At 66.1% G+C, this 25947-nt stretch carries 21 protein-coding genes and 1 tRNA gene; 11 read left to right on the forward strand and 11 right to left on the reverse strand.

All coding sequences use genetic code 11. From position 1 onward, the window contains the following. The first annotated feature begins 30 nt into the window (after positions 1-30). Positions 31-807, forward strand: a complete 777-nt coding sequence (locus HMPREF2791_RS01865) for a chymotrypsin family serine protease (RefSeq protein ID WP_141741359.1) — start codon at positions 31-33, stop codon at positions 805-807. A gap of 194 nt (positions 808-1001) precedes the next feature. Here the strand turns inward: HMPREF2791_RS01865 and HMPREF2791_RS01870 are convergent, their stop codons facing one another. From HMPREF2791_RS01870 to putP, 3 genes are read right to left on the reverse strand one after another with little or no spacing between them, the layout of a single operon-like run. Next, positions 1002-1484 (reverse strand): DUF2269 domain-containing protein, encoded by a 483-nt coding sequence (locus HMPREF2791_RS01870; protein WP_070474821.1) that lies wholly within the window; start codon positions 1482-1484, stop codon positions 1002-1004. 33 nt (positions 1485-1517) lie between these two features. Beyond that, positions 1518-2117 (reverse strand): HNH endonuclease family protein, encoded by a 600-nt coding sequence (locus HMPREF2791_RS01875; protein ID WP_070844054.1) that lies wholly within the window; start codon positions 2115-2117, stop codon positions 1518-1520. A 6-nt stretch (positions 2118-2123) separates the two neighbouring features. Continuing rightward, positions 2124-3692, reverse strand: a complete 1569-nt coding sequence (gene putP, locus HMPREF2791_RS01880) for a sodium/proline symporter PutP (protein WP_070844056.1) — start codon at positions 3690-3692, stop codon at positions 2124-2126. 161 nt (positions 3693-3853) lie between these two features. Between putP and HMPREF2791_RS01885 the strand changes: the two genes are divergently transcribed. From HMPREF2791_RS01885 to HMPREF2791_RS01910, 6 genes are all read left to right on the forward strand, one after another. Continuing rightward, positions 3854-6958: a DEAD/DEAH box helicase gene (locus tag HMPREF2791_RS01885; RefSeq protein ID WP_070844058.1), complete on the forward strand. Its 3105-nt coding sequence runs from the start codon at positions 3854-3856 to the stop codon at positions 6956-6958. Further along, positions 6951-7772, forward strand: a complete 822-nt coding sequence (locus HMPREF2791_RS01890) for an SWIM zinc finger family protein (protein ID WP_070844060.1) — start codon at positions 6951-6953, stop codon at positions 7770-7772. The genes HMPREF2791_RS01885 and HMPREF2791_RS01890 overlap by 8 nt, the downstream gene beginning before the upstream one ends. Positions 7773-7829: 57 nt before the next feature. Continuing rightward, the gene (locus HMPREF2791_RS01895) at positions 7830-8981 is read left to right on the forward strand and encodes a metallophosphoesterase family protein (RefSeq protein ID WP_070844061.1); all 1152 of its coding nucleotides are present in this window, start codon (positions 7830-7832) and stop codon (positions 8979-8981) included. A 3-nt stretch (positions 8982-8984) separates the two neighbouring features. Beyond that, positions 8985-11633 (forward strand): AAA family ATPase, encoded by a 2649-nt coding sequence (locus HMPREF2791_RS01900; RefSeq protein WP_070844063.1) that lies wholly within the window; start codon positions 8985-8987, stop codon positions 11631-11633. 11 nt (positions 11634-11644) lie between these two features. Then, the gene (locus tag HMPREF2791_RS01905) at positions 11645-12118 is read left to right on the forward strand and encodes a MarR family winged helix-turn-helix transcriptional regulator (protein ID WP_070844065.1); all 474 of its coding nucleotides are present in this window, start codon (positions 11645-11647) and stop codon (positions 12116-12118) included. A gap of 78 nt (positions 12119-12196) precedes the next feature. Further along, a complete protein-coding gene (locus HMPREF2791_RS01910; protein WP_070474829.1) occupies positions 12197-12427 on the forward strand; it encodes a PspC domain-containing protein in 231 nt (76 codons plus the stop codon). Here HMPREF2791_RS01910 and HMPREF2791_RS01915 read toward each other — a convergent pair. The 7 genes from HMPREF2791_RS01915 to HMPREF2791_RS01945 all read right to left on the reverse strand — a co-directional run bounded on the left by HMPREF2791_RS01915 (position 12424) and on the right by HMPREF2791_RS01945 (position 19033). Further along, positions 12424-13254 carry a polysaccharide deacetylase family protein gene (locus HMPREF2791_RS01915; RefSeq protein ID WP_246825306.1) on the reverse strand — a complete coding sequence of 277 codons (831 nt, stop codon included), beginning with the start codon at positions 13252-13254 and terminating at the stop codon, positions 12424-12426. The two genes, HMPREF2791_RS01910 and HMPREF2791_RS01915, sit on opposite strands and share 4 nt — an antisense overlap. A gap of 46 nt (positions 13255-13300) precedes the next feature. Further along, positions 13301-13828: a YceI family protein gene (locus tag HMPREF2791_RS01920; protein ID WP_070474830.1), complete on the reverse strand. Its 528-nt coding sequence runs from the start codon at positions 13826-13828 to the stop codon at positions 13301-13303. Positions 13829-13967: 139 nt separating this feature from the next. Then, positions 13968-14044, reverse strand: a tRNA-Arg gene (locus HMPREF2791_RS01925). A 211-nt stretch (positions 14045-14255) separates the two neighbouring features. Beyond that, positions 14256-14930: a LutC/YkgG family protein gene (locus HMPREF2791_RS01930; RefSeq protein WP_070474831.1), complete on the reverse strand. Its 675-nt coding sequence runs from the start codon at positions 14928-14930 to the stop codon at positions 14256-14258. Continuing rightward, the gene (locus HMPREF2791_RS01935; RefSeq protein ID WP_070844070.1) at positions 14931-16484 is read right to left on the reverse strand and encodes a LutB/LldF family L-lactate oxidation iron-sulfur protein; all 1554 of its coding nucleotides are present in this window, start codon (positions 16482-16484) and stop codon (positions 14931-14933) included. Then, on the reverse strand, positions 16481-17266 hold the full coding sequence (locus HMPREF2791_RS01940) for a (Fe-S)-binding protein (RefSeq protein WP_070474833.1): 786 nt from the start codon (positions 17264-17266) through the stop codon (positions 16481-16483). Before HMPREF2791_RS01940 ends, HMPREF2791_RS01935 begins: the two co-directional genes overlap by 4 nt. 96 nt (positions 17267-17362) lie before the next feature. After that, positions 17363-19033 carry an L-lactate permease gene (locus HMPREF2791_RS01945; protein WP_070474834.1) on the reverse strand — a complete coding sequence of 557 codons (1671 nt, stop codon included), beginning with the start codon at positions 19031-19033 and terminating at the stop codon, positions 17363-17365. Between the two features lie 163 nt (positions 19034-19196). Between HMPREF2791_RS01945 and argS the strand changes: the two genes are divergently transcribed. The 4 genes from argS (at position 19197) to thrB (ending at position 24594) form a co-directional block, all read left to right on the forward strand. After that, positions 19197-20849: an arginine--tRNA ligase gene (gene argS / locus HMPREF2791_RS01950; RefSeq protein ID WP_070474835.1), complete on the forward strand. Its 1653-nt coding sequence runs from the start codon at positions 19197-19199 to the stop codon at positions 20847-20849. Further along, positions 20850-22214, forward strand: a complete 1365-nt coding sequence (lysA, locus tag HMPREF2791_RS01955) for a diaminopimelate decarboxylase (RefSeq protein WP_070844072.1) — start codon at positions 20850-20852, stop codon at positions 22212-22214. It begins immediately after the preceding gene. An 86-nt stretch (positions 22215-22300) separates the two neighbouring features. Further along, entirely contained in the window at positions 22301-23653 is a 1353-nt protein-coding gene (locus tag HMPREF2791_RS01960; protein ID WP_070844074.1) for a homoserine dehydrogenase, read from the forward strand. Between the two features lie 11 nt (positions 23654-23664). Beyond that, positions 23665-24594, forward strand: a complete 930-nt coding sequence (gene thrB, locus HMPREF2791_RS01965) for a homoserine kinase (protein WP_070844076.1) — start codon at positions 23665-23667, stop codon at positions 24592-24594. On the opposite strand, the gene HMPREF2791_RS01970 is transcribed toward thrB, so the two are convergent. Then, positions 24595-25902: an HNH endonuclease signature motif containing protein gene (locus HMPREF2791_RS01970; RefSeq protein WP_070474839.1), complete on the reverse strand. Its 1308-nt coding sequence runs from the start codon at positions 25900-25902 to the stop codon at positions 24595-24597. Positions 25903-25947 lie beyond the last annotated feature (45 nt).

Here is a 25947-nt window from a genome sequence, read left to right on the forward strand (position 1 = left end):
TCGATAGGCAAGAGTGCTAGGTTAATGCGCATGTCTTCCCAGTGCACGCACCGAATTTCCCGAGCTTTTCTCGCAGCGGCCGTGGCGCTGGGGATGCAGGCCGCACCCGCCGAGGCGCAAACGCGGGTGGAACAAGGCGCGCCCGTGCTTATCCACGGCACCGGCACCTGCACCATCGGCTTCAACGACCCCGCGCGCCACCGCAGCCTCGTCGCCGCGCACTGCGGAGCCGAAGGCACGCGCGTCAACGCTGGCGGCGCCACCGGCACGCTGTACCGCTCCAAGGCCTACGACGGCCACCTGAGCAACGACTGGGCCGCCATCCAATGGGACGCAGGCGTGGCTGTCGGCGGCAACCGTTTCTCCGGCGATAGGTGGGTCCACCCGGGTGACGTGCGGCTCGGCGAGACCATCTGCTACTTCTCCCGCACCCGCGGCGCGCAGACCTGCGGGCGCTTTGCTGGCTCCGCCGACGGCACCTTCTTCGTCGCCGCGCCGTTGAGCCACCCCGGCGACTCCGGCGGGCCCATGTGGGTGCCCGGCCGCGGCTTCGTCGGCGTGGTCTCCAGCATGTGGACCTCCAACCCGCTGCCGTTTCTGCGCGGTGGGGACTACGTCATCGGCATCGTGCCCCACGACGGCCCCGCCGTCCCCGAAGCCCGCCTGGTGGGCGTGTGGGCGCAGAACGCGCTGTTCGGCGGGCTGACCGGGCCCGTGGCGGAGGTGCTGCGCAAGGCCGTGGACGGGATCTTCCGCTTCTTCGCCAGCCTGGGCCTCGGCGGCGCCTCCGCGCTGCGGTACACGTAGGGGGTCGTCCCGGTCACCGGGATCAGTCCGAAACTGGGTCGATCTCGGCCCGCGCCACCCCCAAATTCCTGTTTTCAGCTAGTAAGGCCCAGCTATCCGCCGAAAAATCGGGAATAGCTGGGCCTTAGTAGCTGGATCCAGCCGAGCGAGGGGGCGAAACGCGCCCGGGAGAGGGGGCGAGCCCCCGCGCTCCTTTACGCCGGGGTCGGCAGGAACATCAGGATCAGGGTGAGCATCCACAGCAGGTTGAAGATGCCGGCGCCGGCGGTTGCCTTTGCCTTGGACTTCTCAAAGTTGTTGGTCACATCGGCCGGGTCTGCGTCAGCGGCCGGCAGCGCGCCGAGGGTGCCCATCATCTTGCGCTGCTGCGGGATGACCATGCCCAGCAGGATGGCCCAGGCGATCACGGAGAGCACGATGGCGGTGTGGAACCAGTAGTTGGCCTTGTAGGTCTCCCAGTCGGAGGCGAGCACGGCGCCGCCGAGCAGCGGGACGAGCAGGGAGAGCATGCCGTAGGTCTTGGTGATGCGGTAGAGCACCGACGCACGGCCGGTGGCCTCCTCGCCGCCGGCGCGGGATTCTGCGACCTGGCGCGGGAACATCGAGGTCGACACGACAACGGGGCCGAGCAGCAGGATGGCCGCGACCACGTGCAGGAAGATGAGGAATGTAGTCATGGGCCCACACCTTACGGCATGGTGGGAAAATCCTCACAGCTCGCCGCGCGACAGCAGACCGGCGACCCCAGAGCACGCGCGCCGCACCGCCCGCAGGTCAGGCTTCGGCAAAGGGAGGGCGTAGTGCTTTGCGACGTCCACGAGCCTGCGCCCATACGCACAGCGCGAGCGTCTGTCTGAGGGCATCCATTCGGAGGGGAGTTTGTCGCCTTTGGCCTGGTTGGCGGCGGAGGAAACGGCGACGAGGTTTCGCGGGTCGTTGTAGAAGCGCTCGCGCGTGGCGGCGTCCCACCGGTGGGCGCCTAAGTCCCAGGCGGCGGAGACGGGCAGGACGTGGTCGATCTCCACGTCGTGGGGCAGAAGAAAATCCCCGGTGTAGGGGTCTACAACTCGGGGATTGCCCCACTGCGGCCAGGGCTGGGCGCAGTCCGCGTCAAAGGCGGCGGCCATCACCGCGGCGCGGGTGTCGCACCCGCCGGTGCCGGCGGCCCAGCCGGGGCCGAACTCGGCTCTGTCGTAGCCGAGGATGGTGGTGCGGTGGGGCACCGTTGGGACGTCGATAGGCAATCGCCCCGTGGGAAACGGCACCACCAGCACAGTGAGGGCGGAGAGAATACGAAGGTATAGGCGCATACCTTCTTAGACTGCGGTGGAGCCTCCGCGGTTCCGCAGCGCTGCGGCGAAGTCCTCGTCGGGGTGGGCGAGCGCATAGTCGGTGGCGGCCGCGGCGGTGTCGAACTCCTCTTCCACACCCTCCTTCGGGCGGGTGGCCAGGGAGACGACGACCATGGCCAGAGTAGCCAGGATGACGCCCGGGACGATCTCGTAGATCATGCCGGACAGCGCGTCCACGGAACCCCAGACAAACGAGGTGACGGCGCCGACGATCATGCCGGCGATCGCGCCCTGGGAGGTGAGGCGCTTCCAGTACAGCGACGCCACAACCACCGGCCCGAACGCGGCGCCGAAGCCGGCCCACGCGAAGCCGACCAGGCCGAGGATGGTGTCGGACGGGTTCAGAGCCAGCAGCATGCCAATCAGGGCAATGCCGATGACCATGGCGCGGGAGAGCACGAGCAGGGTGGTGTTGTTCGGGTTCTTCTTGAAGATGCGGTAGATGTCCTCGATGAGCGCGGACGAGGTGACCAGCAGCTGAGAAGACATGGTGGACATGATCGCGGCGAGTACGGCGGTGAGCACGATGCCGGCGATCAGCGGGTGGAACATGATGCGGGCCAGGTCCAAAAAGACGGTCTCGTAGCCGGACTGGTCGGTCACGGACGCGGACTTCTGGCCGAAGTAGACGGTTGCCACCAGGGCGGTGAAGATGCCGCCGAGGTAGCAGATGGCCACCCAGATGGTGCCGGTGCGGCGGGCCGCCTTCGCCTCAGACGGGGAGCGCAGCGCCATGAAGCGGGTGATGATGTGCGGCTGGCCGAAGTAGCCCAGGCCCCATGCGATGTTGCCGATGATGGTGGCGGCGGACACGCCGGCGACCATGTTGAAGTAGTCCGGGTTGCCGTGCTCCCAGGGGCCGTACGGGTTTGAGGTGGCCCAGCTGAAGATGTCGGACGGGTTGTCCAGGGACATCAGCGCCATGATCGGCACGGTGATCAGGGCGAGGAACATCAGGCCACCCTGCACGACGTCGGTGTAGCTCACGGCGAGGAATCCGCCGATGAAGGTGTAGAGCACCGTGATGGAGCCGACGATGAGGACGCCGTGGATGTAGTCGCCGCCGAAGGTGGATTCGTAGTAGCGGCCGCCGGAGACCATGCCGGAGGAGACGTAGAACGTGAAGAAGAAGATGATGATCACGGCGGAGGTGAAGCGCAGCACGCGCGAGTTGTCGTGAGTGCGGTTTTCAAAGAAGCTGGGCAGCGTGATCGAGTTCTTAGCTACTTCGGTGTAGGCGCGCAGCCTTGGTGCGATCCACTTCCAGTTGGCCCAGGTGCCGATGAACAGGCCGATGACAATCCACAGCTCGCTCATGCCCGCGACGAATAGGGCGCCGGGCAGGCCCATGAGCAGCCAGCCGGACATGTCCGATGCGCCCGCGGAGATGCCGGCGACCAGTGGGCCGAGGCCGCGGTCGCCGAGGACGTAGTCGTCGTACTTCTCCGTTTTGCGCCAGGAATAGAACCCGATGGCGACCATCAGCCCGAAATACAGGACGATGGCCAGCACGAGCCAGAAACTGTCAGACATGTGCACTCCCTTACGTCGGTGGTCGGTGTAAGTTTCGCCACACTGTAACGCATCCTTCCGTCGCGCTGTATTGATTTGCAGAATCGGCTGAGTGTGGGCTGAAAGATTTTGTTCGAACACTCGGCGGGGGCGATGTCGGCGTCGGTGGTATAAGGGTGGGTATGCCTGAATACCTTCTCCATGGCCTGTGGCTCCCCGAGTCCGGGCTTTCGGTGTGGGTTGAGCGCGTACAGGGACACCGCATTGTGACCATGGATGACGTGCCGCCCGGCACGTTTCCGCCGATCGTGCATTCGCTTTTGGACGACCAAAGGTTCCACCACATCCACACCCTGATCCTGCAAACCCCGAAGGGCCGGCACGTCAGCTTGAGGGCGCCTCTGGCGCAGTTCGCGCCCGAAGATGCGGTGCGTTTTTTGGACAACCTGGCGCACCTGGACGAGGATTCCCCGGCGGCCACGCCCGCGCAGCGCGAGGCGGTCGCGCCGGACATGTACTGGATCCTGCGCATGTACAGGGGTCTGACCCAGTTTGTGCGCGCGGGCCGCGTGAGCATCAACGTGCCGTACCACGACGGGCTGTGGTTCGCGCAGTGGCAGTTGGGCACCGGGCTGGAGGAGCGCAGCTGGCTGGCGGAGATGATCGCGGCCTCGCCGGGCGTGCTCACGGTGAACAACCCGAACTTGAGCGAGGACTGCGCGCAGATGTTCACGCACTGGATTGCCACGGAACGCCTGCAGGGCGCGGCGGAGAAGGCGGCGTCCAGGCCGTACCCCTGGCACGATTTTGTGAAGTCGCTGCTCTACAGCATCCCGCTGCGCCGCGGCGGGGCGGTGCTGGCCCGCCAGATGGGGGATTGGAACGGCACGATCACGGCGGTGAACATGCAGTTGGTGTTCATCGTGGAGTCGCCCGATGAGGCGGAGGAGTCAGGCCCGGAGACGCTGTGGCCGGTGCGGGTGCAGGTGCGCTCCAGCTCGGATTCGCCGCGGCCGGTGCGGTTGGGGGATTACGACTCGAAGACGGCGGACGTCCTGCGAGGTCAGCTCGACGTGGCAATCGAAGCGACCTCGCTTGTGGATCCAGCGAAACACGGCCGGTTCCGCTCCACCGCGGACCACGGCTTCGACCCGAACGCGGGCGACTGGGATCTGTACTTGAACGGCGACGAGATTGTGAAGTTCGTCCGCGAGAGCGCCTCTTACCTGCGGGCCCACGGTTTTGTGGTGCTGCTGCCGCGCGCGTGGGCGACGGCGGAGACGGCGTCCAAGCTCAAGGTCAGCGAGCACCAGGACCCGCACGATTCCTCCACCGTGACCATGATGGGCTTTGACACCCTGGTCAAGTACGACTGGCGGCTCTCCGTCGGCGGCGTGGAGCTTTCGGACGAAGAGATGGCCCAGCTGGTCAAGTCCAAGTCCGGCCTGATCAAGCTGCGCGGCGAGTGGGTGCTGGCGGATAGCCGCGAGGTGGCCAAGACGGCGAAGTACCTGGAGAAGTTGCACGACACTTCCCTGGAAAACGCCATGCTCGAGGCGGACAGCGCCATCAAGCGCGCCCGTATCGCCCAGGCCGCCGGCTCCGAGGACGCCGAGGAGCTGCAGCGCCTCGCCGAGGAGGCGCAGGCGGAGTACGAGCGGCTCAAGGCTGCCGAGGGCGAGGGCGTGGTGTCTGCCGCGGAGCTGCGCCAGCTCGCGCTGGAGGCGGGCGCGGATAGCCCTATCGAGTTCACTGGTTCGCCCTGGTTTACCTCCCTGGTCGGCGGCACGGACCGCCCGGCGCCAGAGCGCGTGGACATCCCGGACACCGTCACTGCGGAGCTGCGCGAGTACCAGCGCCGCGGCGTGGACTGGCTGTACTTCATGTCCCGCAACAACTTGGGCGCGGTGCTTGCGGACGACATGGGGCTGGGCAAAACCCTGCAGCTGCTCACCCTGCTCGCGGTGGAGCAGGCGGAGGGGCGCAGGCGCGGCCCGTCGCTGATCGTGGCGCCGACGTCGGTGGTGAACAACTGGGCGCGCGAGGCCGCCCGCTTTGTGCCGGGCATGCGCGTGCGCGTCCACCACGGCGCGGGCAGGCTCAAAGGCGACGACCTGTTTGCCGCGGCAGAGGACTCCGACATCGTCATCACCTCCTACGGCACCGCCGCGCGCGACGCCAAGGATCTGGCTGCAGTGCAGTGGGATCACGTGGTGTTGGATGAGGCGCAGGCGATCAAGAACGCGGGCACGCAGTCGTCGAAAAGCGTTCGCGCAATTCCCGCACGGCACCGCATTGCACTCACCGGCACCCCGATTGAAAATAAGCTCTCTGAGCTGCGCAGCATCCTAGATTTCGTCAATCCCGGAATGCTGGGCTCGCAGAGTTTCTTCCGCAACCACTTCGCCAAAGCCATCGAGTCGCGCAGGGACCCGGAGCTCGCGGACGAGATGGGCGAGCGCCTGCAGCGCCTCACCGCGCCGTTTATCCTGCGCCGCCTGAAAACGGACACGGCGATTATCTCCGATTTACCGGACAAGGCCGAGCACGTCATCGCCGTGGACATGACCCCGGAGCAGGCTGCGCTATACAAGGCGCTGGTGGACAGCACGCAGGCGGAGCTGGAGGAGCGCAAGGGCATCGCGCGCAAGGGCTTGGTGCTGGCCACCATCACCCGCATCAAGCAGGTGTGCAACCACCCGGCGCACTTTCTTGGCGACGGCTCCGCGGTCACCGACAAAGGCCGCCACCGCTCCGGCAAGGTGGAAAAGCTCATGGAGTTGATGGAGGAAGCCGCCGCGTCCGACCAGCGTGTGCTGATTTTCACCCAGTACAAGGCGTTCGGCGACATTTTGAAGCCCTACCTGTCCGAACGCCTCGGCGAGGACGTGCCGTTTCTCCACGGCGGCGTGGGCAAATCCGCGCGCGACGCGATGGTGGAGCGTTTCCAGCGCCCGGACGGGCCGCGCGCGATGATTCTCAGCCTGAAAGCCGGCGGCACCGGCTTGAACCTGACGGCGGCGTCCATGGTCATCCACCTGGACCGCTGGTGGAACCCGGCGGTGGAAAACCAGGCCACGGACCGCGCGTTCCGCATCGGACAGGAGAAGAACGTCACGGTGTACAAGATCATCACCCGCGGCACGATGGAGGAGTCTATCCAGGACATCCTGGACGGCAAGACCCAGCTCGCCGGCGCCGTTGTGGGCCAAGGCGAGGGTTGGATCACTGAGCTGGGCACCGAGGAGCTCGCCCAATTGATCAGTTACAGGGGGCAGAATGACTGAGAAGAAGAAGCGTCCGCAAGAAGACAACGTCATCTACGCCAACTTCGGCGCGCGCAAACGGGTGTCCAGCGCGGCCGAAACCGGTGGCGCAGAGATCAGCGCGTTCCGTCCGCGGTCGCTCTCGCCCGCGGCGATGATGATCTACAACGCCGCGGTGCGACAGACCGACGTGGGCCGGGCCAAGCGCGGCGCGGAGTACGCCGCCCGCGGGCACGTGGTGGAGCTGCAGGCGGTGCCCCACGGGGTGCGCGCGGAGGTGGTGGGCAGCCAGAACGACCCGTTCCGTGTGGCAATGTATCTTCCGCAGCGCCAGACGGACGACATCCGCCTCGCCACCAGCGCGATCGTGCGCGCGCCCGGCTCCATCGCTGCGGCGAAGGCCGGCACGCTCGCCGAGGACGTCCTGGAGATCCTGCTGTGCAAATCCCCGGGGGAAGTCACTTTCTACTGCGATTGCCCGGATAGCGCGGTTGTGTGCAAGCACGCCGTCGCCGTGGCGCAGCGCACTGCGGAGCTCATAGATAAGGATCCGAGCGTCATCTTCACCATGCGTGGGCTGCGCCTGGAGGAGCTGGAGAACCGCAAGCGCAACCAGGCGGACGACTTAGCCAGGGAAAACGCCGAGCCGGGCTCGGAATACTTCTGGCCCGGCCGCGAGTTGCCTGAGCTGCCGCGCCCGAAGGTGGCGCCGATGATCGAGGACTCGGACATTGATCTGCTCCACCGCGCGATGCAGACCGTGTCGTTTACCAACATCGACCAGCTGCGCGCCGTGGCGGACATTGAAGATCTCTACGACGAACTCACCCGTTAGATCATGTGTTCGAATGTTTGTGTTGGCGTGTCGGCTGCGGTGGTAGGTGTATAGGGCATGACGCACACCACCTTCATCCACACCTCCGACCTGCAGTTAGGCATGCGCCGAAAGTTTTTGTCGTCCGAGGCGCAGTCGCGTTTCGACGACGCACGCCTCCGCGCCGTCACCCGCTTGGGGGAGATAGCCCAGGACCGCGGCGCCGAATTCATCGTCGTGGCCGGCGACGTGTTCGAGCACAACTCTCTCGAGCCAACCACCCTCGGCCGCGCGCTCGAGGCGCTGCGCAAACTGCCCGTGCCGGTCTACCTGCTTCCCGGCAACCACGACCCGCTGGTGGCGGACAGCATCTTCCAGCGCACCGAAGGGATCGAAGGCGTCACGGTGCTCGCGGACTCGCATCCGATGGTCGTGCGCGAGGGCGTCGAGGTGGTGGGCGCCCCGCTGCTAACCAAGCACGCCTCGGAGGACCTCTGCGCCAAGGCCGTCCGCGGCCTGGAGCCGACGGAGGCGGTCCGCATCCTCGTCGGCCACGGCGCCGTGGAGGGCTTCGGGGAAGAGGAGGCGCATTCGCTTATCGACGTTGCTTCGCTCGACACCGCCATCGACCAGGGCACGATCGACTACGTCGCCCTAGGGGACACCCACTCCACCGCGGCACTGACCGCCTCGGAGCGGATCTGGTACTCGGGTGCGCCAGAGACCACGGACTACTTCGACCGCACCCCTGGTGTGGCCGGCGGCGAGGTGGATTCCGGCAACGCGCTGGTGGTCACCGTGGACAAGAGCAGCGGGCGCGCCGACGTTGCGGTGGAGAAGGTCCCGGTCGGTGCCTGGACGTTTGAGGCCCGCTTCTGGGAGGTCGCCGGAGCCGATGACGTGGCCGGGGTGATCGAGGACCTCAAGGCGTACCCGGAGAAGGACCGCACCGTGATCAAGTACGCGCTTTCTGGCACGCTCGGCCTGGAAGACACGCGCACCCTCGAGCGCGAGCTCGCCGAGCTCGAGCCGGTCTTTGCGGCGCTCTACCCGCGTGGTCGGCTGATGAGCCTGCACCTCGAACCCGACGACGAAGAGCTAGAAAACCTGCCGCTGACCGGCTTCGCCCAAGACGCAATGCGGGAGCTGATCGGCCAGGCTGCCGAGGACAAAGCCACCGCCCGCGATGCCGTGAACCTGCTGTTCCGCCTGTCCAAGGAGGTGGGCTAGACCATGCGCATCCACGACCTAGTCATCGACAACTTCCGCGCCATCGAGCACCTGGAGCTGCGCGACCTGCCGGATACCGGCGTGATTGTCATCCACGGCCAAAACGAGGCCGGCAAGTCCACCATCCTTGACGCCATCGGCACCGTGCTGCAGGAGCGCCACTCCGCCGGCGGCAAGAAAATCAAGGTGTTCGCCCCGGTCGGCCGCGACGCTTCCCCCGAGGTCACCATGACTGCGACGGTGGGGGAGACCACCTTCACAATCCACAAGCGCTGGCTGAAGGGCAAGCTCTCGGAGCTGGAGATCCTCTCGCCGGTGCACAAGAACTTCACCGGCCGCCAGGCGGACGACGAGCTCGCGCGCATCATCGCCGAGCAGATGGACACCAGTCTCGCCAAGACCCTGTTCCTGCGCCAGGGCGAGCTGGATCCCGGCATCGCCGCCGCCGGCATTCCGTCCATCTCCCAGGCCCTTGACGCGGAGGACGGCTCCGAGCGCTCGGGCGAGGAAGACACTGAGCTCATGGCCGCCATCGAGGCGGAGTACGCGCGCTACTGGACGGCCGCGACCCCGCCGAAGCCCAAAGCCTCCTTCAGCGCGAAGTCCGAGGCCGTGGACACCGCCCGCGAGACTCTGCGCGCCGCAGAGGCTGAGGTGCAGCAGCTCGCCACGTTTGTCGACGAGGTGGCCCGCCGCGAAGACGAAATCCGCGCGGTGGACGCGGAGCTGCCGCAGGCCCACGAAGAGCTCGCCGAGTGCGAGGCCGAGTTCGCCCAGGCCAGTCAACTCGCCGAGAAGGCCAAATCTGCGACCGAGCAGCTCGAGCGCGCGACCGTCGCCAGGAAGCGCGCCGAGCAGGACCTCGCCGAGCGCACCGCCCTTTCCGAGCGCGTGGCCAAGCTGCGCGAGGAGGAAAAGAACCTGCAGGCCGCGCTCACGCCGGCGCGGGAGGCGCGCGATGCCGAACGCGAGAAGGTCACGGAGCTGACGGCGCAGGTCGAGGAGGCGAAAACCCGCCTCGCCACCGTCCGCACCACCCTGCGCGGCGCCGAAAACGTCCGCGATCACGTGCGTGCTTCTCGACGCCTCACGGTCGTCACCGACCAACTCACCCTCATCGGCAAAGCAGAGGAGGCCTACGCAACCCTGCTGAAAAACGCCCCCGCCCTGCAGGTCACGGACGCGGACGTGCGCAAGCTGGAGAAGGCCGAAAGCGAACTGACCCTGCAGCGCCGCCTGCGCGAGGCGGCCTCCGCCAAGCTGGAGATCACCGCCGAGAAAAAGACCATCCAGGTCGACGGCGAAAGCGTGGTCGTGGACGGCACTGAGTCCCTCGCCGTCTACGAGGGCACGCGCCTGACCCTCGACGACTTCGACGTCGTCTTCCGCGCCGCGCAGGGCGCGGAGGATCCCCGCCGCGCTGTGGAGAAGGCCGAGGACGCCCTTGCCAGCCTGCTGTCCAAGCTGGGCAGCGCGGACGTCGACGAAGCCCGTGCCGCCCGCGACGCGTGCAAGGCGCACGACGCGGAGGTGAAGTCTGCCCGCCAACGCCGCGACGACGCGCTGGCCGGCACCGACGCCGACGAGCTTGAAGCCGAGCGCGACCGCCTGACCACCCAAATCGAGGAACTCGCCGAGGCGCTCGACATCGCCGAACTTCCCGACACCGAGCAGGCCGCGGAGGGAGCGGTAAAAGACGCGCAGAAGGCGCTGGATAAGGCGGAGAAGGACGTCGATGCCGCCGACGCCGCGCTCAAGCCCTACGCCGACCGCACGGCCGCTAGCGAGCTGACCGTCGTGCAGACCAAGCTCGAGGCGAAGCAGGCCGAGGCCAGCCACGCCGCCGACGAGCTGGCGCAGGCAGAGGCTACCTCGCCGAAAACGTCCCTCGAGGAAACTCTCGAATCCGCCCGCGAGCAGGAGCGCGAAGCCAACGAGGCGCACGTGGCACTTTCCGCCGAGCTCGCCGCCGCCGACCCGGAGATCGCCCAGCAGATGCTCGAGGGCGCGAAGGCGCGCCTGCAGAACCTGGAGAAGCGCCAAGCCGAGGCGAACAACCGCATCACCGAGCTGACCGGCCGCATCGAGATCGCCGCCGGCGCCGCCGAGAAGGCCGACCGCGCGGCCGCGGAGCTCGACGCCGCGGAGACCGAACTGGCCCGCACGACCCGCCGCGCCGAAGCGGTGCGCCTGCTGCGCGAGACCATGCACACCCACCGCGACGCCGCCCGCGCCCGCTACACCGCGCCGTTCAACGCCGCGATCCGCAACCGCGCACGCGTGCTGTTCGGCCCGACCGTGGACTTCAACTTCGGCGACGACCTCACCGTCACCGAGCGCACCGTCGACGGGGTAAGCGTGCCGCTGGACCAGCTCTCCGGCGGAACGAAGGAGCAGCTGGCCATCCTCACCCGCTTCGCCATCGCGGACCTGGTCACCGCCTCCGGCGAGACCACCCCGGTGCCGGTGGTGGTCGACGACGCCCTCGGCGCCACCGACCCGGAACGTCTCGCTCGCATGAACTCGCTGTTTTCGCAGGTGGGGAAGACGTCGCAGGTGCTGGTGTTGACCTGCTTCCCGCAGCGCTTCGACCGCGTCGCCGCCGCGCGCACGTACTCCATGGACGAGTTGAAAACCGGTTTCATGAGCTAAGATCTGCCGGTATGAGTACACAACCGCGGTGGCTTGACGATGAAGAACAGCAGTTATGGCGGTTGATCCTGAATGGGTTCAACAAGATCTCCCGCACGATCGACGAACGCCTTCAGGAAGGCAGCGACATCTCTTCGTCGGAGTTCTCCGTGCTGGCCGCCTTGTCGGAGGCGGAAGACCGCACCCTGCGCCTGCGAGAACTCTGCGAGGAGCTCGGTTGGGACCGCTCACGCGCATCCCACCAGGTCACCCGCATGAAGAAACGTGGCCTGCTCACCAAAAACAAGTGCCCCGGCGACGCCCGCGGCGTACTGGTCACCCTGACAGACCAAGGCATGTCCCACCTCGAAGATGCTGTGCCGGACCACGTGGAGACCGTGCGCCGCCTCGTCTTCGACCACCTCGACACGGACCGCGCCGACAAGATCAGCGAGTTCTTCACCGACGTAATCACCTCCAAGGATTTGCCCGCCAACCAGCTGTAACGGCTTTAACCCTTGCGCGCGGACACCTGCAGGGGTTGGATGGGGCCCACCAATTCCACGGACGAAAGGACCACCGAAATGTCCAGCCCCTACAACCCGCAGAACATCAACCCCGGCAACTCCCCGAAGCGCCTCGAGCGCTCCATGACCGACAAGTACATCGCCGGCGTCTGCGGCGGCATCGCCCAGTACCTCGGCGTGGACCCGACCGTCGTGCGCGTCATCTTCATCGTGCTCGTACTTGCCGGTGTGTTCCCGGGCTTGCTTGCCTATGGCGTGGCCTGGCTGATCATGCCGGCCGAGTTCTAGGGCCGGCTCCCGTCTAGGAACGTAAACCGCACCGCGTCGCCGCGCAGCTGTTCCAGCGCGCGTCGCACCCCAGGCCCCGTGCCCGAGGTGGGGTGGTTCATGTGCGCCAGCACAATCGCCCCGTCGGGGGCATGCATGATTGTCGACGCCACATGGCCCGCCGTGGCCGTCGCCCCGACGTCAGCGTTGACGCTGAAGCCCGCGATTTTTACCCCGCGCTCGCGGGCGATGTCGACGGCGACGTCGTCGTAGTGGGCCGTGCCTGAGCGAAACCACGCAGAATCCACCCCGTGCTCCGCCAGCAGCGCCCGGTTGCCGTCGATTTCCGCGATGGCCTCCGCCGGTGTCGCTGTGCCCGCAATGCCGTAGGCAACCGTGCCGTTGACGCTCAGCGGCAGGTGGCGCGTGCCGTGGTTTTCCAGGCGGAACAGGGGATCGGCCGCAAGCTTCCGCGTCGCCTCCGGGTTTGCCTCGATCCAGGTGGCGCTCAAAAACATCGTCGCGGGCACGGCATACTCGCGCAGCGCGTCTATCAGTCCCTGGTCCACTGCCGAACCGCTCGGCCCGCCGCAGGCGTCGAACGTCAGCGCAATCGCGCGCCTGCCCGGGGTGACCGGCACCGTCTCCACGATGCCGCGCATGGAGGTCCCAAACGCTTGCGGCGTCCGGCCCGCGTAGCGCTCCGGACCGGGATACGCCGTCACCGTCTCGCGGGCGGTGGTGGTAGCCGTCTCCGTCACTGTCGTGCCCCGCGGGCCGGCACACCCCACCAACGCAGAAAAGCCCGCCACTGCCGTGGCGGACATGAAGGTTTTCCTGCTCAGCACAGGCTGAGAGTCTAATGGGTGGGGGAGCGGAGTGCTCGTCGAGAAGCTACTGCTTGATCGCGGAACCCTCGATCTCGATGCCCACCTTTTCGCTGACCAGCATGCCGCCGGAGTTCAGCGGCGCCTGGAAGTCGATGCCGTACTCGCTGCGGTTGATGGTGGTGTGCGCCTCGAAGCCGAGACGGGTGTTGCCGAACGGGTCCTCCTCCACGCCGAAGGTCTCGACGTCGAAGGTGACCGGCTTGGTGGTGGTCTTGATGGTCAGGTCGCCGGTGACGGCGCCGTTGCCCTGCGCGTCCACGTCGAAGCTGGTGGCGGTGAAGGTCATCTCCGGGTACTGCTCGACTGCGAAGAAGTCCTCGCCGCGAACGTGTGCGTCGCGGTCGGCGTTGCGGGTGTCCACGCTGGCGGTGCGCACGGTGCCGGAAGCGGTGCTTGCGGACGGCTCCTCCGCGATAGTCACGGACGCGTCGAAGTCGGTGAACTCGCCGCGGACCTTGGTCACCATGGCGTGACGCACGGTGAAACCGATGGAGGAGTGGGCGGGGTCGAGGGTGTAGGTACCGGTCTGCATGATTGTCTCCTTCGAATCATGTTGATGAGTCAACAATGGAACGAAGGTAATGTTACGGCCGCTATGGTGACGTGTCAACAATGAGGGGAAAGATGAAGGGTTTTGCCACAGTATCTATGTGGCAAAACCCCTGTAAACGTGGTGTCCCCGACAGGATTCGAACCTGCGACCTTCGGTACCGGAAACCGATGCTCTAATCCACTGAGCTACGGAGACAATGCCGTCTAGGTTAGCACCCGGATCCACAGCCAACGAAATTGGAACGAACCCTAGGGCGACTCCCAGCTTCACCCCATGGATTTGCAACACCCATGTCGCATAATCATTGGTGCGCGCCGCGGGAACGGCGTGACACGGGAAACAATGACAGCGAAACGGCCGGCCCCGAAAGGGACCGGCCGCTTCGTTATTCCAGGCTAAGCGCTGGCTACTTCACAACCATCACGATCAGGTCGCGCGGGCCGTGCACGCCCTCGACGCGTACGAGCTCGATGTCGGAGGTCGCGGACGGGCCAGAGATCATGGTCGCTGGGCGCTCCGGGTCGATGCGGGAGATCATCTCCGGCACGCCGAAAACGACGGAGTCCGGGCGCACGATGCAGATGTGGCGGTCCGGCACCAGAGACAGTGCGCGGCGGCCGCACACGTCACCGGACTCCAGCACGATGGAGCCGGTCTGCGCGGAGGTCACCTTGGAGTCGGTGACTACGGCGTCGACGTCGGAAAGCTCGCGCGGGTCGGTGTCGTTGGAATCGGGGCGGGCGGTGCCAGCGAAGCCGTCGAAAAGCGAGGCGTCCAGGCCGGGGGCGTAGACGACCTCGTTGCACTTGCGGTCCGCGAGCACCTTGGCGATGTCCTCAGCGAGGGTAGCCTCGGTGGTCTCCACAACGTCCGCCTTGTAGTCCACGAGGCGGTCGATGAGGATCTCGCGCAGCTCGTCTCCGGAGATGTCGGAGGAGGTGTTGTAGTTGCGCACCACCTCAACGTGCTCCGGGGTGTTGGACAGCTGCTGCGCGTCGCGGATGCGCTTGAGGATCTCGCGCTTGGCGTCCTCGTTGCGGGCGTCGCGCGGGGCAGAATTACCGGTTACTCGAGTGGTCATTTACTTGTCCTCTTCCTCGAATCGCTTGCCGGCGACCTTCTGGCCCTCCGGGACGCCCTGCTCGCGGGCCTCGGCCAGCAGACGCTCGGCCTCCTCGGAGCCCCACCACTGGCGGAAGGACTTCTTCGGCGGCACCGCGACATCGCGGTACTCGGTCCAGCCGGAGATCGGCGGCGGCATGAGCTCGATCTTGCCGTTGAAGCCGCCGAGCACGCGGCCCAGAGCCACCATGCGCACCAGCTTGTCCCAGACGCCACTGCGGCCCCAGACCTGGGCCAAGGAAGCGAACGCTGCGCGTTCAACGTGGTTCGGCTCGTTCTTTGCCTTCTGGTAGCGCAGCTCCAGCAGAATGTCCGTGATCGGGATCTTCACCGGGCAGACCTCGTTGCAGCGGCCGCACAGGGACGACGCGTACGGCAGGGAGCCGTTCGGGTCGTCCGCGGAGTCGATGCCGGTCAGCTGCGGGGTGATGATCGCGCCGATCGGGCCCGGGTAGGTGGAGCCGTAGGAGTGGCCGCCGGCACGCTCGTAGACCGGGCAGACGTTCAGGCAGGCGGAGCAGCGGATGCACTTCAGCGCCTCGCGGCCGATCTCGCTGGACAGGGCGGCGGTGCGTCCGTTGTCCAGGAGGATGATGTGGAAGTTCTGAGGGCCGTCGCCCTCGGTCACGCCGGACCACAGGGAGGTGTACGGGTTCATGCGCTCACCGGTGGAGGAGCGCGGCAGCAGCTGCAGGAACACGCCGAGGTCCTCGAAGTTCGGCAGCAGCTTTTCAATGCCCATGACGGTGATCAGGGTCTCCGGCAGGGTCAGGCACATACGGCCGTTGCCCTCGGACTCCACGATGGAGACGGTGCCGGTGTCGGCGCAACCGAAGTTCGCGCCGGAGATGGCCACTTTGGCCTCCATGAATTGCTGGCGCAGGAACTTGCGGGCGGCCTCAGCCAGCTCCGCCGGGTCCTGGGTCAGGGTCTCGTCCGTGTTCGGCATCTTCGCGGCGAAGATGTCGCGGATCTCCGCGCGGTTGCGGTGGATCGCGGGGACGAGGATGTGGGAGGGGAAGTCCTCGCCGAGCTGCACGATGAGCTCAGCCAGGTCGGTCTCCTGCGCGAAGATGCCGGCCTTATCCAGCTCCTCGTTCAGGGCGATTTCCTGGGTGGCCATGGACTTGATCTTGACTACCTTGTCCTCGCCGGTGGCCTTGACCAGATCCTGGATGATCTCGTTGGCTTCCTTGGAGTCGCGCGCCCAGTGGACGTGGCCGCCGCGCTTGGTCACGTTCTCCTCGAACTGCTCCAGCAGCTCGGGCATGCGTGCGGCGACGTCGCGCTTAATGGTGGAGCCCGCCTCGCGCAGATCCTGCCAGTCGTCCACCTCGTCCACGACGTTCTGGCGCTTCACGCGGATGGTGGTGGTGGCGTACTGGTAGTTGCGGCGCTTGGTTACGTCGTTGAGCTCGTGGTGCGCAGCCTTCTGGAACTTCTCCTTGCCGCGCAGGTGGGAAGGGCCGCTCGCGTACGGCGGCATGGTGGGTTGACCGAGTGCGACCTTCACAGCATCTTCTCCTTCTTGTACGCCGCGGACGTCGGGGTCAGCGGGTGCTCCTTGGTGGAGGCGAGGATCTCCGCCATGTGCACAGCGCGGATGCCCTGGTGCTGGCGGGACATTGCGCCCGCGATGTTCATCAGGCAAGAGGAGTCACCGGCGGTGACGTACTCGGCCTGGGTGTCCTTGATGTGGCGGACCTTGTCGGAGACCATGGCGGAGGAGACCTCCGACATCTTCACAGAGAAGGTGCCGCCGAAGCCGCAGCACTCCTCGGAGTTCGGCAGGTCCACCAGCTCCAGGCCCTCGACGTGGCGCAGCAGCTTGGTCGGGCGGTCGCCGACCTTGAGGAAGCGCAGGGAGTGGCAGGAGGAGTGGTAGGTCACGCGGTGCGGGAAGAACGCGCCCACGTCGTAGGTGCCTGCGACATCCACGATGAACTCGGAGAGGTCGTAGGTTTTCTTCGACGCGGTCTTCGCGCCGTCGACAAGCGCCTTGGAACCGAAACGCTCCGCGAGTTCGACGTGCTGCTCGCGCACAGCGCCTGCGCAGGAGCCGGACGGGGCGACCACGTAGTCGATCGACGGATCCGAGAAGGCGTCGACGTAGGTTTCGATGATCGGAAGCGCCTGCTCCTTGTAGCCGGTGTTCACGTGCATCTGGCCACAGCAGGTTTGTTGTTCGGGGAAGACAACGTCGTAGCCCAAGCGGGAAAGCACAATGGCCGAAGCCTTGTGCGCGTCGGGGAAGAGGGCGTCGCCGATACAAGTAGAAAACAGCGCTACTCGCATGTTCGGACTCCTAAAAAGCGATGTGAGATCACAGGGAAATAATGAAAGCCCCCGCAGGCTGTGATGACCTCGAGGGCTCCGATATTCGGTTGTCAGTTACGGAACGACCGGCGCAAGTACGCTCAGAACGTTCGACTGAAGGAAGACTATCACGCACACAGCAACCAAGAAGCCGAAGCTCCAGCCGACCACCTTCTTGAAGATCTCGGACTCTTTGCCCTCCATGTTCACCGCGGTGGCGGCGATGGCGAGGGACTGCGGGGAGATCATCTTGCCCACCACGCCGCCGGTGGTGTTCGCGGCCAGCAGCAGGTCCGGGTTGAGGCCCAGGTTATTCGCTGCGGTGACCTGCAGGTTGGCAAACAGGGCGTTGGCGGAGGTGTCGGAACCGGTCACGGCAACGCCAACCCAGCCGAGCACCGGCGAGAAGAAGGCGAACGCCGGGCCGAGGTTGGCGAAGAACTCGCCGATGGTGACGGTTTGGCCGGAGTAGTTCATCACGTAGGCCAGCGCCAGCACGAGCACGATGGTCAGCGCGGACCAGCGCATCTTCCATACGGTGTCGGTGAACTCCTTGCCCACCTGGCCCCAGGTCAGGCTGTAGCGGCCGTTCTCGTTGAACACCATGTAGGCGACAGACACGATCAGGGCGGAGATGACCAGCAGCGTGCCCGGGTTGTTGATCCAGGCGAAGCTGTAGTCGCTGTTGACGGCCTCGCCGGCGGCGTCGAGAAGCTTGCCGTCCAATCCCGGCCACGGGAAGGAGATCTGGAACTTGTTCAGCCACTCCGGGATGGTGCTGCCCAGGTTGGCCAGGCCGAAGATGACCACCACGACGGCGTAGGGCATAAGTGCCATCCACACGCGGTGGCCCGGCAGTTCCGCGTCCTCCGTGTGCTCGGGCAGCTCGAGGCGCTCGCGCATCTCGTTGATGCCCTTCGGCTGCCAGAAACGCAGCAGCAGGAACGCCGCACCCAGGGCGACGATGCAGGCGACGACGTCGGTGAGCTGGTAGGCGAAGTAGTGGGAGGTCCACCACTTGGCCACGGCGAAGGTCAGGCCGATGGTGAATGCGGCCGGTGCGGTCTCGCGCACGCCGCGCTTGCCGTCGATGATCAGGGCGATGATGAAGGGGACGAAGAAGGCCAGGATCGGGGTCTGGTTACCGATGATTGCCGCGATGTTCTCGGTCTGCTCGACCGTGCGGCCGCCGACCTCGCCTGCGGTGGTGATCGGGATGCCCACGGCGCCGAAGGCGACAGGGGCGGTGTTGGCCAGCAGCACCACGGTGGCGGCCTTCAGCGGCGGGATGCCCAGAGCCAGGATCATGGTGGCGGTGATCGCCACCGGCGCGCCGAAGCCGGCGAGCGCCTCGAGCAGGCCGCCGAAGCAGAACGCGATGAGCATCGCCTGGATGCGTACGTCGCCGTTGCCCATCTTGTCGAAGACCAAGCGCAGGTCTTCGAAGCGGCCGGAGGCGACGGTGATCTGGTAGAACCAGATCGCTGTCAGGATCACAAAGACGATGGGGAACAGGCCGAACAGGCCGCCGCGGAAGGCGGCCGAGATGGCCATCGCGGTGGGCATGTGGAAGCCGAGGATGGCTACCAGCAGTGCGACAACGAGTGCGACGGCGCCGGAAGTGTGCGCTCGGGCCTTCAGACCCAGCAGCATGATGAAGAAGGTGAGCAACGGCAGGGTAGAAACCAGTGCCGAAAGGCCCACGCTGCCACCGATTGCGTCGGTGAACACTTGGAATTGATCCATGGGAGGCTCTTTCGAGTAGGTACGGGCAATGACTGGAAAACAATATGCCACTCACGCCAGTTCGTGACGAATGGAGGGGTATCGCTTTGGTGTGACCTATTGCACCGTGGTGCCTGTGGGCGCGCTGCATGCGGCGTCGGCGGGTGCTTTAGACTTGTGCCCCATGACGCCAGCTGAACTCGCAACCACCGTGAAAGAGGCCGCGACGCGCGTGCTCGCCGCCCACGAACTCGACGCCTCCGTCGTCCCTGAGACCGTGACCGTGGAGCGCCCCCGCAACCCCGAGCACGGCGACTACGCCACAAACATCGCGCTCCAGGTGGCCAAGAAAGCTGGCACCAACCCGCGCGAGCTCGCCACTTGGCTTGTCGACGACCTGTCGGCCAACCCCGCAATCGACTCCGCCGAGATCGCCGGTCCGGGCTTTATCAACCTGCGTCTCGCCGCCGGTGCTCAGGGCCAGCTCGTTGCAAAAGTGCTGGATGAGGCGGAGAAGTTCGGCCACTGCGACCTCTACGCGGACGAGAAGATCAACCTCGAGTTCGTCTCCGCCAACCCCACCGGCCCGATCCACCTCGGCGGCACCCGCTGGGCCGCGGTGGGCGACTCGCTCGGACGCGTGCTCCAAGCCGCCGGCGCGGAAGTAACCCGCGAGTACTACTTCAACGACCACGGCGGGCAGATCGACCGCTTCTCCCGTTCGCTCGTTGCCGCGGCGAAGGGCGAGCCCACCCCGGAAGACGGTTACGGCGGCGATTACATCCGCGAGATTGCCCAGGGGGTCGTCGATAAGCACCCTGATGCTCTCGACGGCACCGATGCCGAGGTGCAGGAGACCTTCCGTGCGGCCGGCGTGGAGATGATGTTCGCGCAGATCAAGCAGTCCCTGCACGAGTTCGGCGTGGACTTCGACGTGTACTTCCACGAGAACTCCCTGTTCGAGTCGGGCGCCGTGGACAAGGCCGTGCAGACGCTGAAGGACAACGGCAACCTGTACGAGAACGACGGCGCGTGGTGGCTCCGCTCGTCCGACTTCGGCGACGACAAGGACCGCGTCGTGCTCAAGTCCGACGGCGACGCCGCCTACATCGCCGGCGACATCGCGTACGTGGCCGACAAGTTCGACCGCGGCCACACCTTGGCTATCTACATGCTGGGTGCGGACCACCACGGCTACATCGCCCGCCTCAAGGCGGCGGCCCAGGCGCTGGGCTACAACGCGGACGCCGTCGAGGTGCTCATCGGCCAGATGGTCAACCTGGTGCGCGACGGCCAGGCCGTGAAGATGTCCAAGCGCGCAGGCACCGTGATCACGCTCGAAGACCTCGTGGACGCGATCGGCGTCGACGGCGCGCGCTACTCGCTGGTGCGCTCCTCGGTGGATTCCACCCTGGACATCGACCTGGACCTGTGGACGAAGCAGTCCTCCGACAACCCCGTCTACTACGTGCAGTACGCCCACGCTCGCCTGTGCTCCATCGGGCGCAAGGCGGAGGAAGCTGGCGTGTCCTTCGCCGACCCGGACCTGGCGTTGCTCACCCACGACAAGGAAGGTGACCTCATCCGCACCCTCGGCGAGTACCCGGCCGTGGTGCGCGCCGCGGCCGAGCTGCGCGAGCCGCACCGCATCGCCCGTTACACCGAGGAGCTAGCCAGCGCGTTCCACAAGTTCTACGACTCGTGCCAGATCCTGCCCAAGGCCGGCGAGGACGCCGAGCCGATCCACACCGCGCGCCTGGCCCTGGCGATGGCCTCGCGCCAGGTCATCGCGAACGCCCTCGGCCTGATCGGCGTGAGCGCACCGGAGCGGATGTAAATGACCGTTTTTGTCTCCACGCCTTACGAGAAAGACAGCGGCGACTTCAACGACCTGCCCGACCACGTCTGGCCACGCTGCGCCAAGCGCGAGGAGGACGGCGTGGTCACCATTGCCGGTGTGCCGCTTCCGGAGATCGCCGCGGAGTACGGCACCCCGGTCGTGGTCATCGACGAGGACGACTTCCGCTCCCGCTGCCGCGACATGGCTGCTGCGTTTCTGGCGCCCGGCAACGTGCACTACGCCTCGAAGGCGTTTCTGACCCGCCGCGTTGCCCGCTGGGTGGACGAGGAGGGCCTCGCCCTCGACGTGGCCAGCGAAAACGAGCTGCGCATCGCCCTGGCCGCGGACTTTCCTCCGGAGCGCATTACCGTGCACGGCAACAACAAGTCGGACGAGTTTCTGCGCCTGTGCGTGGAGTCCAAGGTCGGCCACGTGGTCATTGACTCGCATCAGGAGTTGGCGCAGCTCGAGGCCGTCGCTAAGCAAGCTGGCGTGAAGCAGGATGTCTTCATCCGCGTAAAGCCCGGCGTGGACGCGCACACGCACGAATTCATCGCCACCAGCCACGAGGACCAGAAGTTCGGCATCTCGCTCGCTACTGGCGACGCGCTGACGGCCGCCACCGCAGCCATCGCATCCGACTGGCTGGAGCTGACCGGGCTGCACTGCCATGTCGGCTCGCAGGTCTTCGACGCCGAGGGCTTCAAGCTCGCCGCCGAGCGCGTGCTGGGCCTGTACGCCGAGATCTGGAAGACGCAGGGCGTGGCGCTGGGCTACCTCGACCTCGGTGGCGGCTACGGCATCGCCTACATGCCGGGGGAGTCGCCCCTGGACGTCAACGCTGTGGCCCGTGACCTGCTCGCCGCGGTGCAGGAGGTCGCCGACGAGCTGGGCATCGCAGCGCCCACCGTGGTGGTCGAACCCGGCCGCGCGATCGCCGGCCCCTCCGCGGTGACCGTTTACACCGCCGGCGTGATCAAGGACGTGGATACTTCGTACACCACCTCGCGCCGCTACATCGCTGTCGACGGCGGCATGAGCGACAACATCCGCCCCTCGCTGTACGGCGCGCTTTACGACGCCCGCGTGGTCAACCGCTTCACCGACGGCGCCACCACAGACACGCGCCTGGTGGGGTCCCATTGTGAGTCCGGCGACATCCTGGTGGAGGATGCCTCCTGGCCCGAGGACATTGCCCCGGGCGACCTCATCGCACTCGCCGCCACCGGCGCCTACTGCTATTCCATGGCCTCGAACTACAACGCGTTCGGCCGCCCAGCGGTGGTGTCCGTGCGCGGCGGCGAGGTCACGCCGATGGTGCGCCGGGAGACCGTTGAGGATCTGATCGCCCGCGAATATTAATTGACCGGCAGTGTCATTTGCGCGATAGTAGACAAAGCGGTCCACCGCTGATCCCCGCAACGTACGACGAAGGAGCTACACGCATCATGACTTCCGCCACCGCCGAGGGATACAACGGCAACTACCCGGGCAAGGGCATCGGCACCCCCGTGGGTATCGCTGTGCTGGGCAAGGGCACCGTCGGCACCGAGGTGCTGCGCCTGCTGTCCGAGTTCTCCTCCAACCTGGAGAACCGTATCGGTGGCCCGATTGAGGTGAGGGGCGTTGCGGTATCGGACGTCGAGAAGCATAAGGACGCCCCTGAGGTCCAGGGCTTGTACTTGACCGACGACGCACGCGAACTGGTCACCCGCGACGACGTGGACATTGTGGTCGAGCTCATCGGCGGCATCGACTACCCGCGCGAGCTCGTGCTTGAGGCGCTCAAGGCCGGTAAATCGGTTGTCACCGCGAACAAGGCTCTCGTGGCCGCCCACAGCGCCGAGCTCGCTGACGCCGCCAACGCCGCCGGCGTGGACCTCTACTACGAGGCCGCCGTCGCCGCAGCCATCCCGGTGGTGGGCATGCTGCGCCGCTCGCTTGCAGGCGACCAGGTGCAGAGCATCTCCGGCATCGTCAACGGCACCACCAACTTCATCCTCGATGCGATGGCATCCACCGGCGCGAGCTACGAGGAAGCGCTGGCCGAGGCCACCCGCCTGGGCTATGCGGAGGCGGACCCGACCGCGGACGTGGAGGGCCACGACGCCGCCTCCAAGGCCGCGATCCTCGCGTCCATGGGCTTCCACACCCGCGTGACCTTCGACGACGTGTACTGCGAAGGCATCACCAAAATCACCGCTGACGACATCGAGGCCGCCAAGAAGTCCGGCCACACCATCAAGCTGCTGGCCATTTGCGAGCGGCTTGTCGACGATGCCGGCAACACCACCGGCGTCAACGCCCGAGTCCACCCGACCCTGGTGCCCAACGAGCACCCGCTCGCGTCCGTGGACAAGTCCTACAACGCCATCTTCGTCGAGGCAGAAGCAGCAGGTCGACTCATGTTCTACGGCAACGGCGCCGGCGGCGCCCCCACCGCATCCGCAGTGCTCGGCGACCTTGTCGGCGCCGCCCGCAACAAGGTCCACGGCGGCCGCGCCCCGGCCGAGAACCCCTACGCGGACTACCCGGTCGTCGCATTCGAGCAGGTGACCACGCGTTACACCATCAACATGACGGTCAACGACCGCGTCGGCGTGCTCGCCGACCTCACCGCCCGCTTCGCCAAGGCAGGCATTTCCCTGTCCGCGGTGCGCCAGGAGGAGTCCGGAGACGAAGCTCACCTGATCGTTGTCACCCACGCCGCACGCGAGGAGGACCTCAAGGCGATCGTGGAACAACTTTCCGGCCACGACGACGTCCTCGCCGTCAACTCCGTCATCCGCCTCGATTCCTAAGGTTTCCGTTTATGGCTATCGATTTGCAGCCCGGCCTGAAAGTCAAGGTCACCGTCCCCGGATCGTCGGCGAACCTGGGCCCCGGCTTCGACACCCTCGGCATCGCGCTGAGCATCTACGACACCGTTGAGGTCGAGGTCACCGAATCCGGCCACGAGGTGGAAATCTTCGGCGAGGGCGCCGACGACCTTCCCCGCAACAGCTCCAACCTCGTGGTCAAGGCCATCCAGTCCGGCCTCACCGCCGCCGACGTCTCCGCACCCGGCCTGCGCGTGGTGTGCCACAACACCATCCCGCAGTCCCGCGGCCTCGGCTCCTCCGCCTCGGCCGCCGTCGCGGGGGTGGTCGCCGCCAACGCGCTGGCAGGCTTCCCGCTGGACGAGGATGCGGTCGTGCAGCTGTCCTCCGAGTTCGAGGGCCACCCCGACAACGCCGGCGCGTCCGCCCTCGGCGGGGCAGTAGTGTCCTGGACGGACATCCCCGTCGACGGCCAGTCCAAGCCGTCTTACCGCGCCGTGCGCATCCCGGTGGACGAGTCAATCAAGGCCGTCGCCCTCGTTCCTGATTTCCACGCCTCCACCAACGCCGTGCGCAAGGTGCTGCCCAGCCACGTCACCCACACCGACGCACGCTTCAACGTCTCGCGCACAGCAGTGATGACGGCCGCGCTGCAGCATCACCCGCAGCTGCTCTTCGAGGGCACCCGCGACCGCCTCCACCAGCCGTACCGCGCCGACGTCCTGCCGGTGACGGCTGAGTGGGTCAACCGCCTGCGCAACCGCGGCCACGCCGCCTACCTCTCCGGCGCCGGCCCGACCGCGCTGGTGCTCACCACGACCGAGGTGGAGCCTTCGCTTCTCGACGAAGCCCGTTCCGCCGGCCTCCGCGTCATCGAACTCGACGTCGCAGGCCCAGCCACCGCGGAGCTCGTGCGCGACTAACTATTCCGCGAACGAGTCACCCGGCGTAACTGTGTCGCGCAGCGGACCAGTGTGGTCGCGCGTCCTCGTCGGCAGGGAGCGGTTCCTAGACACATACTGCGTTCCGTCCTGAAGTCGGAAGTACAGGTCAGGGCCGTGCGGCTGAATATAGGCGAGTCCGTGGCTAATCTTTGCGTGGCAGCTCGAGCACAGTGGGATCAGGTTGTCCATGTTCGTCTCGCCACCTTCTTCCCATTCCCGGATGTGGTGGATCTCGATGAAACGCTTGTGGTTGCAACCGGGCATCGCGCACTGGTGGCCCCAGGCCGTGAGCAAGGCGAGCACCTGGGCGTCCGTGGCGAAGCGGCGGGACCGGCCGACGTGGATAGTCAGTCCTTTCTTGTCTAGCAGGTGCAGCCGAACATTCGCGTTTGCGATGTAGCTTCGAACCTCCGCTGAGCGAGCCGAGGTGTTCTGCGGCATCCATGCCCCGCCGTCCTCCGTGAGCACAATATTGACGTGGGCGCCCGGTGCGCGCAGGGCGCTGACTGGGTTCGTACGCACCATCTCCATCATGGCAACAAAAGCGGGGTAGAGGTCCTTCCTTTCCGGATTGCCGTAGCGGGACGGGGGCCGCAAGATGCTGTCCATGTCCAACTTTGTCCGTGGGCGTTCTGTTTCCACCGTCTCGTCTGCAGGGCACGCCTCCGGTTCGTTTTCTACTGCGTCAATGAGCCTCTCTAGCTCCTCTGGGTCTGCAAGCTCGTCCACATCGGGGAGTTCTGCGCAGTAGTTCGCCAACTGCGCGATTTTCAGCGCGCAGAGCAGCGCCTGGCCCTGGACAGCCGGAAGCAGTGCGCGGAAATCGAGCATGCCGTCCGTGCGAAACTTCGCGGTGACCACTGGTTCCTCCGGCTCCCGTTCCTCGGCGGGATCGCTGCCGGCAAGGACCTGCTCGAGTTCGGAGTAACCGTGAATTAGAGCGAGGTCTACCAGTTCTTCCTCGTTCTGCTCGTGCATGTAGCGCAGCAGCAGGCGCATGGTGGAGTACGGCATGATGCCGGAGCGAAACGTCTCATACAGCAGGCGGAATCTGCGAAGACCCCGGGAGACGTGGACGTATTCGTAAGCCGTGGCCGTGGCAAGGTTGAGCTCGCGTTTGAGCCAGGTGGCGGTGGATGTCTCACCTCGCTGGGAGGCGATGTCGGCTTCATCGAGTTGGCCGAGGGCGTTAAGCATTTCGGCGCGGTGGAAGTGGGAATTGCGGTGGTGGTGCTTTAGCTCGTCGATAAGCAGAGATGTGCGCTCGGTTTCGATGGCTGCTGTCATGGCAGGTCCCCCGGGGATGGTTTGGCGGTTGCTGTTTGGCGTCGA

Source organism: Corynebacterium sp. HMSC034A01 (assembly GCF_001838175.1).
Lineage (GTDB): Bacteria > Actinomycetota > Actinomycetes > Mycobacteriales > Mycobacteriaceae > Corynebacterium.

Bases quoted from the DNA above. Each gene is read 5' to 3' on its own strand.
- lysA (WP_070844072.1), top strand. From the start codon at position 20,850: ATGACCGTTTTTGTCTCCACGCCTTACGAGAAAGACAGCGGCGACTTC.
- argS (WP_070474835.1), top strand. From the start codon at position 19,197: ATGACGCCAGCTGAACTCGCAACCACCGTGAAAGAGGCCGCGACGCGC.
- HMPREF2791_RS01960 (WP_070844074.1), top strand. From the start codon at position 22,301: ATGACTTCCGCCACCGCCGAGGGATACAACGGCAACTACCCGGGCAAG.
- putP (WP_070844056.1), bottom strand. From the start codon at position 3,692: ATGTCTGACAGTTTCTGGCTCGTGCTGGCCATCGTCCTGTATTTCGGG.
- HMPREF2791_RS01905 (WP_070844065.1), top strand. From the start codon at position 11,645: ATGAGTACACAACCGCGGTGGCTTGACGATGAAGAACAGCAGTTATGG.
- HMPREF2791_RS01945 (WP_070474834.1), bottom strand. From the start codon at position 19,033: ATGGATCAATTCCAAGTGTTCACCGACGCAATCGGTGGCAGCGTGGGC.
- HMPREF2791_RS01940 (WP_070474833.1), bottom strand. From the start codon at position 17,266: ATGCGAGTAGCGCTGTTTTCTACTTGTATCGGCGACGCCCTCTTCCCC.
- HMPREF2791_RS01910 (WP_070474829.1), top strand. From the start codon at position 12,197: ATGTCCAGCCCCTACAACCCGCAGAACATCAACCCCGGCAACTCCCCG.
- HMPREF2791_RS01870 (WP_070474821.1), bottom strand. From the start codon at position 1,484: ATGACTACATTCCTCATCTTCCTGCACGTGGTCGCGGCCATCCTGCTG.
- HMPREF2791_RS01895 (WP_070844061.1), top strand. From the start codon at position 7,830: ATGACGCACACCACCTTCATCCACACCTCCGACCTGCAGTTAGGCATG.
- thrB (WP_070844076.1), top strand. From the start codon at position 23,665: ATGGCTATCGATTTGCAGCCCGGCCTGAAAGTCAAGGTCACCGTCCCC.
- HMPREF2791_RS01885 (WP_070844058.1), top strand. From the start codon at position 3,854: ATGCCTGAATACCTTCTCCATGGCCTGTGGCTCCCCGAGTCCGGGCTT.
- HMPREF2791_RS01900 (WP_070844063.1), top strand. From the start codon at position 8,985: ATGCGCATCCACGACCTAGTCATCGACAACTTCCGCGCCATCGAGCAC.
- HMPREF2791_RS01920 (WP_070474830.1), bottom strand. From the start codon at position 13,828: ATGCAGACCGGTACCTACACCCTCGACCCCGCCCACTCCTCCATCGGT.
- HMPREF2791_RS01890 (WP_070844060.1), top strand. From the start codon at position 6,951: ATGACTGAGAAGAAGAAGCGTCCGCAAGAAGACAACGTCATCTACGCC.
- HMPREF2791_RS01875 (WP_070844054.1), bottom strand. From the start codon at position 2,117: ATGCGCCTATACCTTCGTATTCTCTCCGCCCTCACTGTGCTGGTGGTG.
- HMPREF2791_RS01930 (WP_070474831.1), bottom strand. From the start codon at position 14,930: ATGACCACTCGAGTAACCGGTAATTCTGCCCCGCGCGACGCCCGCAAC.
- HMPREF2791_RS01970 (WP_070474839.1), bottom strand. From the start codon at position 25,902: ATGACAGCAGCCATCGAAACCGAGCGCACATCTCTGCTTATCGACGAG.
- HMPREF2791_RS01865 (WP_141741359.1), top strand. From the start codon at position 31: ATGTCTTCCCAGTGCACGCACCGAATTTCCCGAGCTTTTCTCGCAGCG.